Annotated in this window: 16 protein-coding genes, 1 pseudogene and 1 riboswitch; of the genes and pseudogenes, 8 read left to right on the top strand and 9 right to left on the bottom strand. The window is 61.9% G+C overall.

Translation table 11 applies throughout. From position 1 onward, the window contains the following. Positions 1–6: 6 nt before the first annotated feature. Positions 7–229, bottom strand: a riboswitch (cobalamin riboswitch). A 61-nt stretch (positions 230–290) separates the two neighbouring features. The 3 genes from ACT6VE_RS04220 to ACT6VE_RS04210 all read right to left on the bottom strand — a co-directional run bounded on the left by ACT6VE_RS04220 (position 291) and on the right by ACT6VE_RS04210 (position 4,436). Further along, the gene (locus tag ACT6VE_RS04220; RefSeq protein WP_444797347.1) at positions 291–1,802 is read right to left on the bottom strand and encodes a diguanylate cyclase domain-containing protein; all 1,512 of its coding nucleotides are present in this window, start codon (positions 1,800–1,802) and stop codon (positions 291–293) included. A 123-nt stretch (positions 1,803–1,925) separates the two neighbouring features. Beyond that, positions 1,926–2,753: a TolB family protein gene (locus ACT6VE_RS04215; protein WP_444797346.1), complete on the bottom strand. Its 828-nt coding sequence runs from the start codon at positions 2,751–2,753 to the stop codon at positions 1,926–1,928. A 3-nt stretch (positions 2,754–2,756) separates the two neighbouring features. Next, entirely contained in the window at positions 2,757–4,436 is a 1,680-nt protein-coding gene (locus ACT6VE_RS04210) for an NAD+ synthase (protein WP_444797345.1), read from the bottom strand. A gap of 402 nt (positions 4,437–4,838) precedes the next feature. Here ACT6VE_RS04210 and ACT6VE_RS04205 point away from each other — a divergent pair, with 402 nt between their 5' ends. The 4 genes from ACT6VE_RS04205 (at position 4,839) to ACT6VE_RS04190 (ending at position 9,634) form a co-directional block, all read left to right on the top strand. After that, on the top strand, positions 4,839–6,761 hold the full coding sequence (locus ACT6VE_RS04205) for an LTA synthase family protein (protein ID WP_444797455.1): 1,923 nt from the start codon (positions 4,839–4,841) through the stop codon (positions 6,759–6,761). Between the two features lie 56 nt (positions 6,762–6,817). Continuing rightward, the gene (locus ACT6VE_RS04200; RefSeq protein ID WP_444797344.1) at positions 6,818–7,345 is read left to right on the top strand and encodes a DUF1003 domain-containing protein; all 528 of its coding nucleotides are present in this window, start codon (positions 6,818–6,820) and stop codon (positions 7,343–7,345) included. 148 nt (positions 7,346–7,493) lie between these two features. Continuing rightward, complete coding sequence (locus ACT6VE_RS04195) at positions 7,494–7,916, top strand: TadE/TadG family type IV pilus assembly protein (RefSeq protein ID WP_444797343.1); 423 nt, start codon at positions 7,494–7,496, stop codon at positions 7,914–7,916. 2 nt (positions 7,917–7,918) lie between these two features. After that, on the top strand, positions 7,919–9,634 hold the full coding sequence (locus ACT6VE_RS04190; RefSeq protein ID WP_444797342.1) for a pilus assembly protein TadG-related protein: 1,716 nt from the start codon (positions 7,919–7,921) through the stop codon (positions 9,632–9,634). A gap of 15 nt (positions 9,635–9,649) precedes the next feature. On the opposite strand, the gene ACT6VE_RS04185 is transcribed toward ACT6VE_RS04190, so the two are convergent. From ACT6VE_RS04185 to ACT6VE_RS04175, 3 genes are all read right to left on the bottom strand, one after another. Continuing rightward, positions 9,650–10,045: a GFA family protein gene (locus tag ACT6VE_RS04185; RefSeq protein WP_444797341.1), complete on the bottom strand. Its 396-nt coding sequence runs from the start codon at positions 10,043–10,045 to the stop codon at positions 9,650–9,652. 122 nt (positions 10,046–10,167) lie between these two features. Continuing rightward, on the bottom strand, positions 10,168–11,541 hold the full coding sequence (locus ACT6VE_RS04180; RefSeq protein WP_444797340.1) for a class II 3-deoxy-7-phosphoheptulonate synthase: 1,374 nt from the start codon (positions 11,539–11,541) through the stop codon (positions 10,168–10,170). Between the two features lie 184 nt (positions 11,542–11,725). Next, complete coding sequence (locus ACT6VE_RS04175) at positions 11,726–11,956, bottom strand: hypothetical protein (RefSeq protein WP_444797339.1); 231 nt, start codon at positions 11,954–11,956, stop codon at positions 11,726–11,728. A 150-nt stretch (positions 11,957–12,106) separates the two neighbouring features. On the opposite strand from ACT6VE_RS04175, the gene ACT6VE_RS04170 reads away from it, so the two are divergent. Further along, positions 12,107–13,009, top strand: coding sequence for a LysR family transcriptional regulator (locus ACT6VE_RS04170; protein ID WP_444797338.1), 903 nt, complete (start codon positions 12,107–12,109; stop codon positions 13,007–13,009). Here ACT6VE_RS04170 and gor read toward each other — a convergent pair. Further along, on the bottom strand, positions 12,987–14,375 hold the full coding sequence (gene gor, locus ACT6VE_RS04165) for a glutathione-disulfide reductase (RefSeq protein ID WP_444797337.1): 1,389 nt from the start codon (positions 14,373–14,375) through the stop codon (positions 12,987–12,989). The genes ACT6VE_RS04170 and gor overlap by 23 nt on opposite strands. A 270-nt stretch (positions 14,376–14,645) precedes the next feature. Between gor and ACT6VE_RS04160 the strand changes: the two genes are divergently transcribed. After that, positions 14,646–14,981, top strand: coding sequence for a hypothetical protein (locus ACT6VE_RS04160; RefSeq protein ID WP_444797336.1), 336 nt, complete (start codon positions 14,646–14,648; stop codon positions 14,979–14,981). 102 nt (positions 14,982–15,083) lie between these two features. Here the strand turns inward: ACT6VE_RS04160 and ACT6VE_RS04155 are convergent, their stop codons facing one another. Both ACT6VE_RS04155 and rpiA read right to left on the bottom strand, forming a co-directional pair. After that, the gene (locus ACT6VE_RS04155; protein ID WP_444797335.1) at positions 15,084–15,632 is read right to left on the bottom strand and encodes a DUF2059 domain-containing protein; all 549 of its coding nucleotides are present in this window, start codon (positions 15,630–15,632) and stop codon (positions 15,084–15,086) included. 18 nt (positions 15,633–15,650) lie between these two features. Further along, on the bottom strand, positions 15,651–16,349 hold the full coding sequence (rpiA, locus tag ACT6VE_RS04150; RefSeq protein ID WP_444797334.1) for a ribose-5-phosphate isomerase RpiA: 699 nt from the start codon (positions 16,347–16,349) through the stop codon (positions 15,651–15,653). Positions 16,350–16,544: 195 nt separating this feature from the next. On the opposite strand from rpiA, the gene ACT6VE_RS04145 reads away from it, so the two are divergent. Together ACT6VE_RS04145 and ACT6VE_RS04140 are read left to right on the top strand one after the other, a co-directional pair. Next, positions 16,545–17,219, top strand: a complete 675-nt coding sequence (locus ACT6VE_RS04145) for an HAD family hydrolase (protein WP_444797333.1) — start codon at positions 16,545–16,547, stop codon at positions 17,217–17,219. A gap of 18 nt (positions 17,220–17,237) precedes the next feature. Continuing rightward, positions 17,238–17,358 (top strand): annotated as a pseudogene (locus ACT6VE_RS04140) (APH(3'') family aminoglycoside O-phosphotransferase); the annotation flags it as partial.

The raw sequence follows: 17,358 nt of genomic DNA, 5'->3' as shown, positions 1-17,358 counted from the left end.
ACGCGGTTCGGTCTATCTTGCCAGGCCGGTCTTCTGACTTCGGGTCGCGCGGCAAGCACCTGCCTTCCCGGTTGAACAACCAGTGGCAAAAGCCTGAATCGATTCAAGCTTTTACGGTGCGCGCCATCCCCGTCATAGCGTTGGGCACGTTCCGGGCCTGGGCTTTTCAAGCCCGCACCGGATTCCCGATTCTCCCGCAAAAGCGGGCACCTGACGGGAACGATATGCGCATGACCTGGCGATGCGATCAAGTCTTCCTGCGCCGCAGACCTGCCCGTATGCGGCAAGCGTCAGGCGGCGCGGGCCTCGCCGACATCCGCAATCTCCACGCTGTCGATATCTCCAGCATGGACCGCACGGTTGCGGCCACCGTTCTTGGCTGCATAAAGTGCGGCATCGGCCATGACCATGACGTCGTGCACAGTCTTGCCATGGTGCGGGAACTGGGCGATGCCGGCGCTACCGCCGATCAGGAGAAGCTGTCCGTCATAGGCGATCGGGATCTGCGTATCCAGCACGAGACTGGCGGCAAGCTCCACGAGGTGCTCGCGGCTATGCTCGCCCGTCAGCAGAACGGAAAATTCGTCACCCCCCAGACGGGCGACGCAACCGTACTGGCCGACACGATCAGAGAAACGTCGAGCGACCGCCTGGAGCACCGCATCCCCCGCCGCATGTCCATGTCGGTCGTTGACCGCCTTGAACCGGTCGAGGTCGAGCGCGAGGATCGTGAAGGGCCTGTTTTCGCCCTTCCTGATGGCGCGCGACACTTCCTCGTCAAAGCCGCTACGGTTCTTGAGCCCGGTCAACGGATCGTGCCGCGCCAGGAAGGCGTTCTTCGTCTCGCTGCGCTGGAGCGCCCTGACAAGCGCGGAAAAGCGCAAGGTGACGAAGAGCATAACGCCGGCAAAGACCAGCACGAACAACGCGATCTGCGGCAACGCCGAGCGCCACACGAAGGACCCTGGCATGTTGGGCCGCCAGGAGGTGACCATCGGGTTGTAGGCATCGCCGCCAACCGGCGTCATAAGGAGCCCCTGCTCCTGCGTCACGATCGGCGTGAAACCAAGATCGCGTAGGCCGAGGCGCCGCTCGGTACTCGCAAGCATCTTCTGCGAGACGGGTTTTACGGTGATCAGCAGCGTCGGCTCGAGCCGGCTTGCAGGAATGTAAAGCGTCTTGGGAACAACCGCCTGCACCACGACGATGCTCATCACCCGGTCGATCAAGCGCATGCCGGAAACGTGGATTTCAGGTAACGCCGGTGTCAGCAGGTCCGGGTCCGCCTTGCCACCGGCGACCTGCCAGCCGCCGCGATCGGGCGACAGCGCCTCGCGATAGGCGCGCTCCGCCTTACGGGTTAGATCGCTTACCCAGTGCAACTTTTCACGGGCCTTGCGTTCGGAAACCTTTTCGCCGCGCTGTACGCCGAGCACTTTCTCGCCATCCGGCGAGGTGAAGATCATCCAGGAAAAGCCAAAATCAGACCACATCCAGTCCCGCATCTGATCGCGCACGAAAGTGTCGTCCGGCATGCCGTCCGCCAGTTCGTTGAACGTCTTGTCCCAGAAGGAGAGCTGGCTCTGGTATTGCACGACCTGATCGATCTGGTGGCTGAATTCATTGCGCACCAGCGTGCGCTCGGTCTCGGCGACGAAACTGTCGGCCCGCTCAATCGCATAGTCCAGCACGAGATAGTTGGCGGCTCCAAACAGCAGGACGATCACCAAGGCTGCCGCCCGGATCGCCCAACCTACACCGCGTCGCCGCATCGTGCGGCCCACTTCAGCCTTGCCCGTCATCGTTTCCCTGCCTTCCCCCGCCCTTTCCAGGCATTGTTGAGAGGAGGCTAACTGACAGACGGCAAAATTCGCTTAAACGGGCTGGTGAGCGAAAACTTAACGTGCCCCCACCCGAAATTGGAATCAGGCGACCGGCGCGTAGCGCACGAAGGCGAATTCCGTACCGTCCGGCGACCAGTTCGGCACGTTCATCGTGCCCTGCCCACCGAAAAGCTCGAACAGAATCCGTGCGTTGCTGCCATCCATGTCCATGAGGCGCAGGCGCACGTCGAGATCACGCGGATGATCAAAAACGTCGCCATCATAGGAGAGCACCAGCAGGTTCCTGCCGTCCGGCGAAGGATGCGGGAACCAGTCGCCATAGGGGCTGTCGGTGATGCGCGTCGGCTCGCTGCCGTCCGGGCGCACGCGCCAGATCTGCATGCGGCCGGTGCGGCTGGAGTTGAAATAGATCCATTCTCCATCCGAAGAGTAATCCGGCCCGTCATTGCGGCCTTCGCCGAAGGTCAGACGCCGCTCCTCACCGCCTGCGACCGGAATGGTGTAGATGTCGAAGACATCGCCCCGGATGCCGCAATAGGCGAATGTTTCGCCATCCGGCGACCAGCTGTGCCAATAGGACGGCAGGTTCTGCGTCACCAGCCGCGGCGTTCCGCCCCCGGCCGGCAGCACATAGATCGCCGACTTACCGAACTCGACCTTGTCGCTGATGGCGAGCAGGCGTCCATCCCGGGAAAGCCCGTGGTCGTTGTTGCAAAGGGTCGCAAAGCCCGTATCGATCCGCACCGGCTTGCCGCCATCGAGCGGCAGCCGATAGAGCAAACCATCCCCGTTGATGATCAGGGAACGGCCGTCCCGCGAAAAATTCGGCGCCTCGACCAGTTGCTCCGTCTGCCACACGACACGCGTCTTGCCGGTGACGATGTTGTGGATCTCGACGGAGCTGCGCATAGCCTATCCCCGATCCCGGAACCGGTTGGTAATCGGGTAGCGTCGATCTCGGCCAAAATTCTTCTTGGTGATTTTGACGCCCGGTGCCGATTGCCGGCGCTTGTATTCGGCGATGTAGAGCAGGTGCTCGATGCGGTGCACGGTTGCCGCATCATGGCCACGCGCAACGATTTCCTCCGTGCTCATTTCCAGTTCGACCAGGCATTCGAGGATGTCGTCGAGCACCGGATAGGGCGGCAGCGAATCCTGATCGGTCTGGTTGGGACGCAGTTCCGCAGACGGCGCCTTGTCGATGATATTGTTGGGGATCACCTCGCCCGTCGGGCCGAGGGCACCTGGCGGCACATGCCCGTTGCGCCAGCGCGACAGCGCGTAGACCTGCATCTTGTAGAGGTCCTTGATGGGATTGAAGCCACCGTTCATGTCGCCGTAGAGCGTGGCGTAACCGACCGACATTTCCGACTTGTTGCCGGTGGTGACGACCATCGAGCCGAACTTGTTGGAGATCGCCATGAGGATCGTGCCGCGCGTACGGCTCTGCAGGTTTTCCTCCGTGATGCCCTCTTCCGTGCCTTCGAAGGTTTCCGACAGCGCGGAGAGGAAGCCCGTCACCGGCGCCTCGATCGGCACGATGTCATAACGGCAGCCAAGCAGCTTGGCGCAATCGGCCGCGTCCTTGAAAGAGTCCTTCGAGGTATAGCGGTAGGGCAGCATCACGCAGCGCACCCGCTCCTCGCCCAGCGCATCGACGGCGATCGCCGCGCAGATCGCCGAATCGATGCCGCCGGACAGGCCGAGCACGACATTCTTGAAACCGTTCTTGTTGACGTAGTCGCGGAAGCCGAGCAGGCAGGCGCGGTAATCCGCCTCCTCCTTTTCCGGAATGCGCGACATCGGCCCGCCGTCGCAGACCCAGCCCTCGCCATGCTTCTTCCAGGTGGTGAGCGCGATCGTCTCCTCGAACTGGCTCATCTGGAAAGCGAGCGTCTTGTCGGTATTGAAGGCGAAGCTCGCGCCGTCGAAGACGAGTTCATCCTGGCCGCCGAGCTGGTTGGCATAGAGCAGCGGCAGGCCGGTCTCGATGACCTGCTTCAGCGCCACCTGATGGCGGATGTCGACCTTGCCGCGATAGTAGGGCGAACCGTTCGGCGAGAGCAGGATTTCCGCACCGCTTTCCGCCAGCGTCTCGCAGACGCCGAGATCGCCCCAGATGTCCTCGCAGATCGGAATGCCGAGGCGCACGCCGCGGAAATTCACCGGTCCGGGCATGGCGCCCTGGTCGAAGACGCGCTTTTCGTCGAACTCGCCGTAGTTCGGCAGGTCCACCTTGTCGCGCACGGCGATCACCTTGCCGCCATCGAGCACGGCGACGGCATTGTAGCGGCCCGTCTCGTCCTGCCGCGGGAAGCCGATGATGACGCCGGGGCCGCCGTCTGCCGTGTCGGCAGCGAGATCGTCGATGGCGCGACGGCAGGTGTTCAGGAAAGCGGGCTTCAGCACGAGATCTTCCGGCGGGTAGCCGGAGATGAAGAGTTCCGTGAGAAGCAGAAGGTCGGCGCCTTGCCGGGCGGCATCCTCTCGGGCGGCGCGCGCCTTGGCGAGATTGGCGACGACATCACCAACCGTCGGGTTCAATTGCGCGACGGCGATGCGCAGCGTCGTCTTATCAGCCTGGGAAGTCATGTCTGCGGACCCGTTTCCTTCAGAACAATTCCAACAAAAACGTGCAGCGCTTTTGCGTCCGGAACTGTAAAAAACATAGGGACAGAGCGTTTTCGCGTTTCAGGGAAAGCGGAAAATGCCCTGGTGTCCGATCCTGCTGCCGCGTGCGGCTATCGCTCTCTCGAACGGTCGAGAAGCTCTTTAGAACATCACAAGCGCTTTGGGAATGAACCGTGATGCCGTTTCGCGTCGGCTTCGGCGCAAAACCCTCGTTTTCAGGAGTTCCGCCGGCCATTGCGGCGGTGCAACAGAGGGAACCAAAGCACGGGGAGAACGTTGCAGAAATCGTTCATCTCCTGTTCAAGATGACGTCCGTATGACAGATACACAAAACTTTTATGAAATCTGGAGACGGCCTTGGCCCTGTTCAATTCCACAGCCGTGGCGATCAATAGCACAGAAGGCCTTGCCGTCGAGGCAGGCTTTTTCGCGCGCCATGCCAAGGCGCTCGCCGTACTACGTTCGCTGGCCGTTTCCGGGCTTCTTGCACTCCTGACCGTCACCGTCATCGAATTGATCACGCGTGGCTCGGTCGAGCAGACGTGGATCTATTTCACCAATCCCGAGCAGCCCGCCTGGACCACCGCGGGCGTGTTCTTCCTGCTCTATCTCGCCATCGACGGGCTGATCGGCCGACAGCACAAGGCCGTGCTTCTGGTATCGCCGCTCGTCATGCTGATGGGTGTGATTTCGCAGCAGAAGCAGGTTTTCCTGACCGACCCACTCTACCCGACCGACCTGCTTTTCGGCCGCCAGATCATGGAATTGATGCCGGTGCTGGTGCAGGACCGGCCGTGGACCGCCGTGGGCCTGGCGCTGGCCGTTCTCGCCTCGGTCGTCGGCCTCATCAGCCTCTGGGTCTTCGCCTGGCGCCGTTTCCGGCCGCTGACCAGAAAGGAACGCCTGACGCGGCTTGCCATTGCGCTGCCGCTGCTGGCCGGCTTCGCCTCGATCATGGACTACAACGAATTCTCCTGGGTCCGTGACCGGCTAAAAGTGTTCCCGATCATGTGGGACCAGGCGGAAAACTATCGCCACAACGGCTTCATGATGGCGTTTGCCATCAACCTGCCGATGGCCAACGTACAGGCGCCCTCCGGCTACATGATCGACGCGATCGACAAGATTCCGTCAAAGCCCCTGCCGGTCGGCACCACGCACCGCTCCAAGCCAGACGTCATCGTCGTCATGAGCGAATCGTTGTGGGACCCGACGCGCCTTGAGGGCGTAAAGCTCTCGGCCGATCCGATGCCGGTGATCCGCGAAAACCAGAGCGGCGGCGTCTTCTCGCCGGAGTTCGGCGGCCTGACCGCCAATGTCGAGTTCGAGGCGCTGACCGGCTTTTCCAACGCTTTCCTGCCGACGGGCAGCATTCCCTACCAGCAGTATGTGCGCAAGCCGATCCCGTCGCTCGCCACCTTCTTCCGGGCTGAAGGCTATACCGCGCGCGCCATCCATCCGTTCTCCGGCTGGTTCTGGAACCGTTCGAGCGTCTACAAGGCCTTCGGTTTCCAGACATTCAAGGATGTCGACAAGATGCCGCCGCTCGCAAAACGCGGCAACTTCACCTCGGACGAGGCGCTGACCAAGGAGATCATCCGCCAGGCGGACATGCAGGAAGATCCGTTCTTCTTCTTCACCGTCACGCTGCAGGGCCACGGCCCCTATGACGACGGCCGCTACGCGAAGACCGACATCGACGTCGAAAGCAAGCTGGACGCGCGAGACACCCGCATGCTCGCAAGCTATGCCCAGGGCGTGAAGGAAGCGGACGGCAGCCTGAAGATGCTGATGGACTGGGCGAAGAACCGCGACCGCGAGACGATCATCGTCGTCTTCGGCGACCACCTGCCGCCGCTCAACACGGTCTACCAGAATTCCGGCTACATGCAGGGCATCACCGCCTCGCGCAAGGGCACGCCCGAGCAGATGCAGAAGGAGCATGAAACGCCCCTCGTCATCTGGTCGAACAAGACCGGCGTGGAAAAGGACGTCGGCACGATCAGCCCGGCCTTCCTCTCCTACTTCATCCTCAAGGAAGCCGGCTTCGAGCATCCCTACTACACTGGCTTCCTGGGTGCGGTGCACGACAAGCTGCGCGTCATCGACCGCTACATGCTGATCGACACCAAGGGCAAGGGCACTGCCGGCTGGGCACGCAAGAAGACGATCGACCCGCTGGTGCGCGACTTCCGTTTCCTGCAGCACGACATCATGTTCGGCAAGCAGTATGGCCTGGAACGTTTCTTCAACTCCCATGCGGAGCTGATGGCCGCGGGCTTCTGACAAGCAACCGATCCGCGCTAGGCTAGGGCTCCGATTCCTTTTCCGGAGCCCCGGCCATGAGACCCTTCGACGACGCTGCCCAAATCCTCTTCGGCAAAGCCACCGACGACCTTGACGAAACCGAGCGCGAGGTCCTTCTCCACTCCCGCGAGGGTCGAATCCTGTCGCAAGACAGGAACATTGCCTTCGAAGCCAAACAATCGTTCGGCGACCGAGTGGCCGACGGCATTGCCCGCGTCGGCGGCTCGTGGGGCTTCATCATCGGTTTTTTCGTCTTCCTGATCATCTGGACGGTCGCCAACACGATCCTGCTCGCACGCGACGCCTTCGACCCCTACCCCTTCATCTTCCTGAACCTTGTACTTTCCATGCTCGCAGCAATTCAGGCGCCAATCATCATGATGTCGCAGAACCGGCAGGCCGCCCGCGACCGTTTCGAGGCCTCCAAGGACTACGAGGTCAACCTGAAGGCGGAGATCGAGCTGATGGCGCTGCATCACAAGATCGACACGCATTTCCTCGACGAGATCGCCGCGTTGAAGCTGGAAGTGTTGCGGCTGCATGATGCACTTCGTCAAAAGTGAAAAACACGTCGATACAACCAGCGTTATACGCTACTTTAGGCTGAGCAATTTATAGAAGAAATTAAGATTCTGGGCGCACGATAAAAGTGCATCCGTATCTTGGATGCGGGAAAGCCTTGCCGTCAGACAATCCCAAGGAGGAGATGTCATGCACGTCCTGTCTCGCCTGTCGAAGGATCGCACCGGAACCTCGGCATTGGAATTCGCGATCATCGCGCCCCTGTTCTTCCTCGCGCTTTTCACGCTGATCGCCTATGGCGTCTATCTGAGTGTCACCCACTCGGTACAGCAGATTGCCGCCGACGCGGCCCGCACGGCGGTCGCGGGTCTTAACTCGAACGAGCGCGTCACGCTCGTCAACCGCTACCTCGCCGCCTCCCGATTCGACTATTCTTTCATCAACCGCACGAAGATGAAGGTACTGGTCACCGACGACCCCAACAATCCGGACCAGTTCACCGTCGCGATCTCCTATGATTCCAGCGACCTGCCGATCTGGAAGCTTTTCACCTTCGCGTTGCCGCAGGAGAAGATCGAGCGTTACGCCACCGTGCGCGTGGGAGGGTACTGATCATGAAGCGCCCGCACGATCTTATCGCCAACCGCTCCGGCAATATCGGCACGCTCGCGGCCCTCAGCCTGCCATTGATCATCTTCTCGACGGCCCTTGGCGTCGACTACGGCTACCTCACGGTGCAGCAGCGCCAATTGCAGGCGACGGCCGATCTCGCAGCCATCGCCTCCGCCGCCAACATTGTCGAAGCGGAAAAGGCCGCCGCGACCTATTTCGCACTCAACAACCTCTCCGTTGCCGTCACCGGCAAGGACGGCCTCGTCATTCTACCTGGAACATCTGTGACGACGAAATCCACGAAGGCCACAGCCAAGATCGAGCGCGGCCGCTACACGGCCGACCCCGATATCGCCCCCGAGGATCGCTTCAAGCCCACCATCATCGAGGCGGACGCCGCCCGCGTGGTCCTGACCCGTCCCGGCGATCTCTTTCTCGCATCGATGTTCATGCCGAAATCGCCCCTGCTGACGGCGACCGGGTCCGCCTCGCGCACGAAAATCGCCGCCTTCTCGGTCGGCACACGGCTCGCCAGCCTGAATGAAGGCATCCTGAACGCGCTGCTCGGAAAACTTCTCGGCACCACCCTGTCGCTCAAGGTGATGGACTACCGGGCGCTGGTCGATGCCGACATTTCCGTCCAGCCGTTCCTCAAGGCCATTGCGACCGAGCTCAACCTCACGGCAGCGACCTATGAGGATGTATTGAACGCCGGCGTCACCATGCCACAACTTCTCGCCTCCATGCGCGCCGTGCATGGCCTCTCCGGTACGGTCAACTCCGCACTGCGGGCGATCGAACAGGCAACGGCCGGCAGTAAGGTGAAGCTGCCGCTCTCGCGCATCCTCAATCTCGATCCAAAGAAGGGGCTAACGGTCGCGACCGGCGGCGATTGGGAAATGTCGATCAACGCCATGCAGATGATCTCGGCAGCCGCGGCACTCGCCAACGGCAAGAACCAGGTCGCACTCAATGTCGGTGCGGCCATTCCGGGCCTCGGGACGGTGACCGTAAACCTTGCAATCGGCGAACCGCCGGTCGAAACACCCGCCCACCGTCTCGGAGCACCAGGCAGTGCCGTGCGAAGCGCCCAGACGCGGCTTGCCGTCGAAGTGAGCATTGACGGCCTCGCTGCCCTTGCCGGCCTGCGAATAAAACTGCCGCTCTATGTCGAGGTCGCCGCTTCCGAGGCGAAGCTTGCCGATATCCGCTGCCTCGGCGGCACGGCCGTCAACGCCAATGTCTCGGTCGACGCCGTTCCGGGTGTCGCGGAAATTGCAGTCGGCAAGGTCAACCCCGCCGTGCTCTCCGACTTTTCCGATGAGGCGCGCGTCGAAAAGGCCCGTATCATCGATTCCGCGCTGCTGCGTGTCGATGCGATCGCCCATGTCGAGGCGAAGAACCTCAGCAAAACCCGCCTCGCCTTCACCCCGACGGAAATCGCCGCACGCACGGTGAAAACCGTATCGACCCGCGACACGCTGACCTCGACCACCAAGACGCTGCTGGAAAATCTCGATGTCGACATCCAGATTCTCTTCCTCACCCTCGGCACGCCGAAGGTAATTACCGCAGCCCTTGCCTCGACGCTCGGCGCGGTGACGCCGGCCATCGACGAGCTGCTCTACAACCTGCTGCTGGTCGTCGGCGTCAGGATCGGCGAGGCCGATATCCGTGTCACGGGCGTGCGCTGTCAGCGTCCTGCCCTCGTGCAATGATAAGATCGGTGCGCTTCACCTGTTCTGAGCGAACTGCGGCGCACCGTCCTCGATCTCGTAGTAGTCGCCCTTGTCGGCGCAAAAGATGTGCACGCCGATCCTGAGCCCGGTCGGCTGGTCGAACGTGCCGGCCATGATCGACGTATGGTCCGAACCATCACCCTTCCAGAACAGCGCGGAGCCGCAGGTGCGGCAGAAGGCACGGCCTGCCGTCTCGCTCGCCCGGTACCAGGTGATGTTCTCCCCGCCCTCTACGGTCAGCCCCTCGGTCAGCACATTGGTCGCGGCATAGAAGTGCCCGGTCTGCCGGCGGCACTGACTGCAATGACAGGCCACCACCTCGCGCAATCGACCGGACGTGCGAAACCGCACCGCGCCGCAGAGGCAATGCCCCGTATGTTCTTCGCTCATACTTCCTCCCAAAGAAAAACCGGGCCAGCTTTGCCAGCTGGCCCGGTCCTGTCAAATTCACATTCCTGAATGCTTGCATCAGCCCCGCTAATTTACGGAGACAAAGCATGAACGGAAAGAGATCAACCGTTCACAACCATCCGCTTTTCGTCGCGGCCGCCCTTCATGCGCTCGGCAAGAAGGAAGGCAAGCTCAAGTGCCTGGTCGGCATTGAGGCGCGGATCGCAATGCGTGTGGTAGCGGTCGGCGAGGTCGGCGCCGGAAAGCGCCCGCGCGCCACCCGTGCATTCCGTTACATCGTTGCCGGTCATCTCGACATGGATGCCGCCCGGATGTGTGCCTTCCGAACGGTGGATCTGGAAGAAGCTTTCGACTTCCGACAGGATCCGCTCGAACGGACGGGTCTTGTAGTTGTTGAGCGTAATCGTGTTGCCATGCATCGGATCGCAGGACCAGACGACCTTCTTGCCTTCCCGTTCAACGGCACGGATCAGACGCGGCAGGTTTTCCGCAACCTTGTCGTGGCCGAAGCGGCAGATCAGCGTCAGGCGACCGGCTTCGTTCTGCGGGTTCAGCAAATCGATCAGCTCGAGCAGGCCATCACCAGTGAGTGACGGGCCGCACTTGAGACCGAGCGGGTTCTTGATGCCGCGGCAGTACTCGATATGCGCATGGTCGGGCTGGCGCGTACGGTCGCCGACCCAGATCATATGGCCGGAGGTCGCGTACCAGTCGCCGGAGGTCGAATCGACGCGGGTCAGCGCCTGCTCGTAGCCGAGCAGCAGCGCCTCATGGCTGGTGAAGAAATCGGTCTCACGCAGGTTCGGATGGTTTTCCGAGGTGATGCCGATGGCCTTCATGAAGTCCATGGTCTCGGAAATCCGGTCGGCGAGCTTGCGGTAGCGCTCGGCCTGCGGCGAATCCTTGATGAAGCCGAGCATCCACTGATGCACGTTGTCGAGATTGGCGTAGCCGCCCATCGCGAAAGCGCGCAGCAGGTTCAGCGTCGCAGCCGACTGGCGGTAAGCCTCGATCTGGCGTTCCGGGTTCGGAATGCGGGCGTCTTCGTTGAATTCGATGCCGTTGATGATGTCGCCGCGGTAGGACGGCAGCGACACTTCACCCTGCTTCTCGATATTCGAGGAGCGCGGCTTGGCGAACTGGCCGGCAATACGGCCGACCTTCACGACAGGCTGCTGGGCGCCAAAGGTCAGCACCACGGCCATCTGGAGGAAGGCGCGGAAGAAGTCGCGGATCGTATCGGCACCGTGTTCGGCGAAGCTCTCGGCACAATCGCCGCCCTGCAGCAGGAAGCCCTTGCCTTCGGCCACGTTGGCGAGCGCCGACTTCAGCCGACGTGCTTCACCGGCGAAGACGAGCGGCGGAAACTTCGCGAGGCGCTCTTCAGTCGCCGCCAATGCGGCGAGATCCGGATAATCCGGAACCTGCTGGATGGGCTTGTGCCGCCAGCTGGTCGGGGTCCAATTCTGTGCCATGATACTCACCTGTCCTGACGCGCCCGCGAAAGCCTGCGAACGCCCCTCCGTTTTGAAGATGCGGGCTTATAAACCGTTAGATGGTTCTTGCATAGCCGAACTTCCAGCGGCAGCGACGCATTTGCCACAGTTGCGCCCAAGCTCCTGACAGACTGTAAAGCATGCCTTGGCCGCCCGTTCTGGCCTAGAAGCGGCGCGGGACCGTACGCTGCGCGCAGCTCCAATCGGCAACCATCTGGCGGGGCCGCACTGCCCGCCTTTTTGTGCGTCGGTTCAAAAACCACGCAACGAGGTTGCCGGCCCATTCCAGCCCGCGCCATTCGTCTCGTTCCAACGGGTCGGACAGCGGCTTAGCTCCACGCCCGCGCGCCGCCCGCTTCATCTCGTCGATGGCAATCATCCATTCCGGGCTCATGACGGAACTCCTTGTTTTCCGGTGTCCGGCATGAAGTAGCGCGTGCGCCCATTCGATCGTAGAGGCGCAAATGAAACGCCCGTTTCACAGTTGAATGATGCCGGCAGTCCGGTTTTGCGCTATGGAAAGGGGATTGAACGAGGAACTGTGATGCCGGAAGTCGACTGGAGCGATCTGCAGCTTTTCTTCCATGTGGCCTCAGAGGGAGGGCTCGCCGGCGCTTCGTCCATCACCGGCATCAGTGCACCGACGATCGGTCGTCGTATGCTGGCGCTGGAGCGCAGCATGGGCAGGACACTCTTCCTCCGCAGCCAGCAGGGCTATCGGCTCGCCGCCGACGGCATGGTGCTGTACGAGCATGTTCAGACCATCCGGCGCACCACGGCCGATATCACCCGCTGGCACGGCGATGCCTTCACGTTGCCGATCGTCTCGATTGCCGGCGACATCTGGATAACCGGTTTTATTGCGGAAAACACAAGCGACCTGCGGGGTCAGGCCGACGGTTTTCGCCTGTGCTGCAAGCAACTCCTGCCCGGCGAGGACTTGACCTATCGCCACGGCATGATCGCCCTGTTCCCCAGCGCGCCGAAGACCGGCAATGTCGCGGTTCGCAAATCGGTGGACATTGCCTACGCGATCTATCGCGCGGCGGACCTCGCCTTCGAGGAAAATTTCCCCTGGGTGTCGATTGGCACGGAGGTCGCCATGTCCGACGCGGAAAAATGGGTGTTCCACAACCATGAAAAGCACATCCACACATGGACGAACGCTCCCGACGTCCTCGCGCGGCTGATCGCCGGCGGTGCAGGACGCGGGGTCCTGCCGGTTTTCGTCGGCGATGGCATGCCGTCGCTGGCGCGCGAAGGCGAGCCCATCCCGGAACTTGCCCATTCGCTGTGGATCGCAGCCAATGATGACGATCGTCACCGCCCGGAAATGCGGGTGGTGATCGACCGCCTTTCGGCCCTGTTCAAGCGGAGCGAAGACCGCTTCGCCGGGCGTCTGCCGACGGAAAGCCGGGCAACCGTCAGATCCGCTGCCCGTTCCTGACGCGGTAGCTCGGCTGGTACATGGTCACCAGTTCTTCCGACGCCGTCGGATGCACCGCCATGGTGCGATCGAAATCGTCCTTGGTTACGCCGGCCTTCAGCGAAATGCCGAGAAGCTGCGCCATCTCGCCCGCCTCGTGGCCGAGGATATGCGCACCGACAACCTTGCGGTCGGCGGCGTTGACGACGAGCTTCATGATCGTCTTTTCCTGCCGGCCGGACAGCGTCGCCTTCATCGGGCGGAATTCGGCACGGTAGACTTCGAGATCGTCAAAAGCCTTGGCGGCCTCCTCTTCACTCATGCCCACGGTGCCGATCTCCGGCTGCGAAAAGACGGCCGTGGCGATCAGGTCATGGTCCGGCGAGACCGGATTGCCGCGGAACTCCGTCTCGATGAAGCACATGGCCTCATGGATCGCGACAGGCGTGAGCTGCACGCGATCCGTCACGTCGCCGAGCGCGAAAATGCCGGGCACGTTGGTGCGCGAATAGTCATCGACGATGATCGCACCCCTTGCATCCACAGCGACGCCCGCTGTTTCCAACCCCAGACTACCCGTATTCGGCACGCGGCCGAGCGCCAGCATCACCTGGTCGACGGTGAGCGTCTCGCCCGCCTTGGTCGTCACCATGCGACGCCCATCTTCGCCTTCGGCCACGCTGATGATGATGTCCTCGCAGATCACGCGGATGCCCTTGGCGATCATCGCGGCCTGCAGCCCGTGGCGCATGTCCTGATCGAAGCGGGACAATATCTGCTTACCGCGATAGATCAGGGTCGTCTCGACACCGAGCCCGTGGAAGATGTTGGCGAACTCGACTGCAATGTAGCCGCCGCCGGAGATCACGATGGATTTCGGCAGTTCCGGCAGGTCGAACGCTTCATTCGAGCTGATGCAAAACTCGTGACCGGGAAGGTCGACATGCGGCGTCGGATGGCCGCCGACGGCAATCAGGATGCGCTCGGCGGTCACCAGTTCGTCGGTCGCCGTGAGGCGGAGCGTGTTCGGGCCGACCAGGACGGCGCGGGTTGCCAGGATCGCGGCAGCCGCATTCTCCAGCCCCTTGCGATAGAGACCCTCCAGACGGGTGATCTCCTTCTCCTTGGCTGCCACGAGCGCCGACCAGTCGAACCGCGTTTCGCCGACCTGCCAGCCGAACCCGGCGGCGTCCTCGAAATGCTCAGGGAACTGAGAGGCATAGACATAAAGCTTCTTCGGTACGCAGCCGCGGATGACGCAGGTGCCGCCGAAGCGAAATTCTTCCGCGATCGCCACTTTCTTGCCCATGCTGGCGGCAAGGCGCGCGCTGCGCACGCCGCCGGAGCCCCCGCCGATGACGAAGAGGTCGTAGTCGAATGTCGGCATGGTGATCTCCTGCGGGCAAGCCTGGCCGGATGGCCGTCTGACGGGTTTCCGGCATGCGAATCCGCCGCCGGGCGCAACACATATAGGAACAGCACAGGCAAAAGGAAAAGCCCGCTTTGCCGCCCGCGCCGGAGCGCTCCCCGCTTCCTTCCACGTTTTTATGCAGTCCCTCCCAAAATTGGTAAGCCGGGAGCATCAAACCCCATTTACCAAAGCCGGCAACGACCCTATTAATCCGCCGCCCGATTGTGGGCTAAATGGATGATCGATATGCACAAATTGAATTTCTTCGCGACCAGCGCAGCGGCACTCGTTCTGCTTGCAGGCCCGGCCTTAGCGGAAGACCTCGTCTTCCAGCTCAAGAACGGCACCGGTTCGGTGCTGACACGTTTCTACACCTCGCCGGTCGGCGTGGATCAATGGGAGGACGACGTTTTCGGTGAGCAAGTCCTGAACCCGGACGAGACGATCGAAATCACCATCGGCGATGGCCGCAGCGTCTGCAACTATGACATGCGCTTCGAGTTTTCCGAGGAATCCGACCTCGACACGACCACTGACACGCAGAATCTCTGCGAACTCGGCACCTATACGATCCACGAATAGGCGTTTGGCGCGGCTGCTTCCGGGGGTGGCAGCCTGCCGGCACTCCAAAGGAGCCTGCCGGAATGTGAAAAGGGCGGCTCGCGCCGCCCTTTTCGGAGATGATTACTGCTGCGGTTGTAGCGATCCATTTTCCAGCGTGACTGGCGGCGCAGCCTCGAAGATCGGATCGAGCTTCTTGCCGCTTTCCGTTTTCAGGTCGCGGTCTACGCCGACGGCCCAGATTTGCGCGGCCTTCGCGACCTCCCGCATCGCGATAGGTCCGTCGGAAAGCAGCTTCTTGCCGACCGGAGAATTATAGAAATCCGCAATGGACTTCAGCTCTTCCTGCGTGAAGGTCTTTGCGTAGATCGTCGCGGCTTCGCGCTCCAGGTCAGCACGACGCGGGGCAAGTGCGAGCGCCTGCTCATCGACGACCTTGTTGATATCCGCCTCATGGTTCGGCGACGACTGCACGAGTACGCCCTTGGTGCGAACGGCGAGGGTCGGAAGAATATTGTCGAAGTTGGCCGTCGCACCGATTGCGTCGATAGCCGCACGCGCGGCCTTGATCTGATCTTCCGTCACATCCTGCGCCTTGACGGCGCCTGCAAGGCTCGCCGAAAGGATGAGGCTCACCGCGAGGGTCCGGCCGAAACCAGCGAATTTGATCATGTCGGTCTGTGCTCCTGTCTATTCTTGCGCCGTCAGCGTGCGCGCACCCGCGGGTCCCGCAATGATGGCAAGCGACGCCATGTTGATGAAGAGGCCGTGTTCGACGACACCCGGTATGTCATTGAGGCTGCTTGCGAGCGCATCTGCATCAGGAATGCGGCCAAAAGATGCGTCGAGAATGTAGTGTCCACCATCCGTCATGAAGGTGCCGTCGCCGGACGCGCGCAGCGCAATGCTGCCGGAAAGTCCAAGGCGGGCGGCCGTCTTTTCGATGGCTATGCGCGTCGAGACGAGGCCGAACGGATTGACCTCGATGGGCAGCTTGAAGGCGCCGAGCGTCTCGACGACCTTGCTTTCGTCGGCGATGACGATCATGCGCTCGGAGGCGCTGGCGACGATTTTTTCACGCAGCAATGCGCCGCCGCCGCCCTTGATGAGCCGCAGCCGGCCATCGACTTCGTCAGCACCGTCGATGGTGAGGTCGAGTTCCGGCAGCTCGTCGAGGGATTTCAGCGGAACGCCGAGTTCGACGCAAAGCCGCGCCGTCCGCTCGGACGTGGGCACGCCTTCAACCCTGAGGCCACCAGCCACCTTCTCCGCCAGAAGGCGTACGAATTCTTCCGCAGTCGATCCTGTGCCGATCCCGAGGCGCATACCGTCTTCGACATGGGAGAGCGCGACCGCAGCGGCCTTGATCTTCATTTCCCGGGCGTCCATGCCCCAAAACTCCATAAACAATCATGAGCCGGCACGCCCCAGGCGGCCGGAATTCCGGTGAGACACTTACACGCCCTGAATGGCAAACGAAAGCCAAAATCGCCGCAAGCCTGCGGCCGATAAGGCGATTGCAAATACCCGCGCCATCGCATACCGGAAAGACCGTCCCTCCCCACCTCCCGCAAGGTTTCCCCCATGTCCGCTTCTCTCGTTGTCTTCGATCTCGACGGTACGCTCATCGATACGGCGCACGACCTCGTCGCAAGCCTCAACCACGCGATCGGTCTCGAAGGCCTTGATCCCGTCGGTTATGATGACCTGACCTATCTCGTCGGCCACGGCGGCCAGGTGATGATCAAACGTGCCTTCTCGCTGCGCGGGCGCGAGATTTCCGAGGAAGAACTGCAGCGCATGCTCGGCATCTTTGTCGAGCACTATGCCGATGCGATGCCAGGCGTCTCCGTGCCCTATCCCGGCCTCGTCGAGGCAATGGACCGCCTTTCCGACGCCGGCCATCGGCTCGCAGTCTGCACCAACAAGATGGAGGGTCTCGCGCGTCGCCTGGTCGACGGCCTCGGCCTCACCGCACGGTTTGCAGCGATTACCGGAGGCGACACGTTCGCGGTGCGCAAGCCGGATGCCGAACACCTGCTCGGTACGATTCGCCTCGCGGGAGCCGATCCCTTGCGAACCGTGATGATCGGCGACAGCCTCAACGACATTCTCGTCGCGCGCAACGCTGGCGTACCGTCCATCGGGGTTCCCTTCGGGTATTCCGATGTGCCGGTCGCCGAGCTTGAACCGACGCTTGTCATCGCCCATTTCGACGAACTGACGCCCGATCTTGTCGAGCGCCTGCTCGCCCGCTGATATTCCTTGGAGTGGCTGTGGACGAAGGCAGACGCCGAAAAGACCATCGTCATCCTCTTCTCCACCTTAAAAAGAAAAGGCGCCCGACAGGGGGCGCCTCTCCTTCTATCTCAGACTGGATCCGCTGACCTGGGGCTGA

The sequence above is a fragment of the Shinella sp. genome (assembly GCF_052438155.1).
In the GTDB taxonomy this organism is placed as follows: domain Bacteria; phylum Pseudomonadota; class Alphaproteobacteria; order Rhizobiales; family Rhizobiaceae; genus Shinella.
The sequence above is the reverse complement of the archived record's forward strand: the minus strand, read 5'-3'. Positions and strand labels throughout refer to the sequence as shown.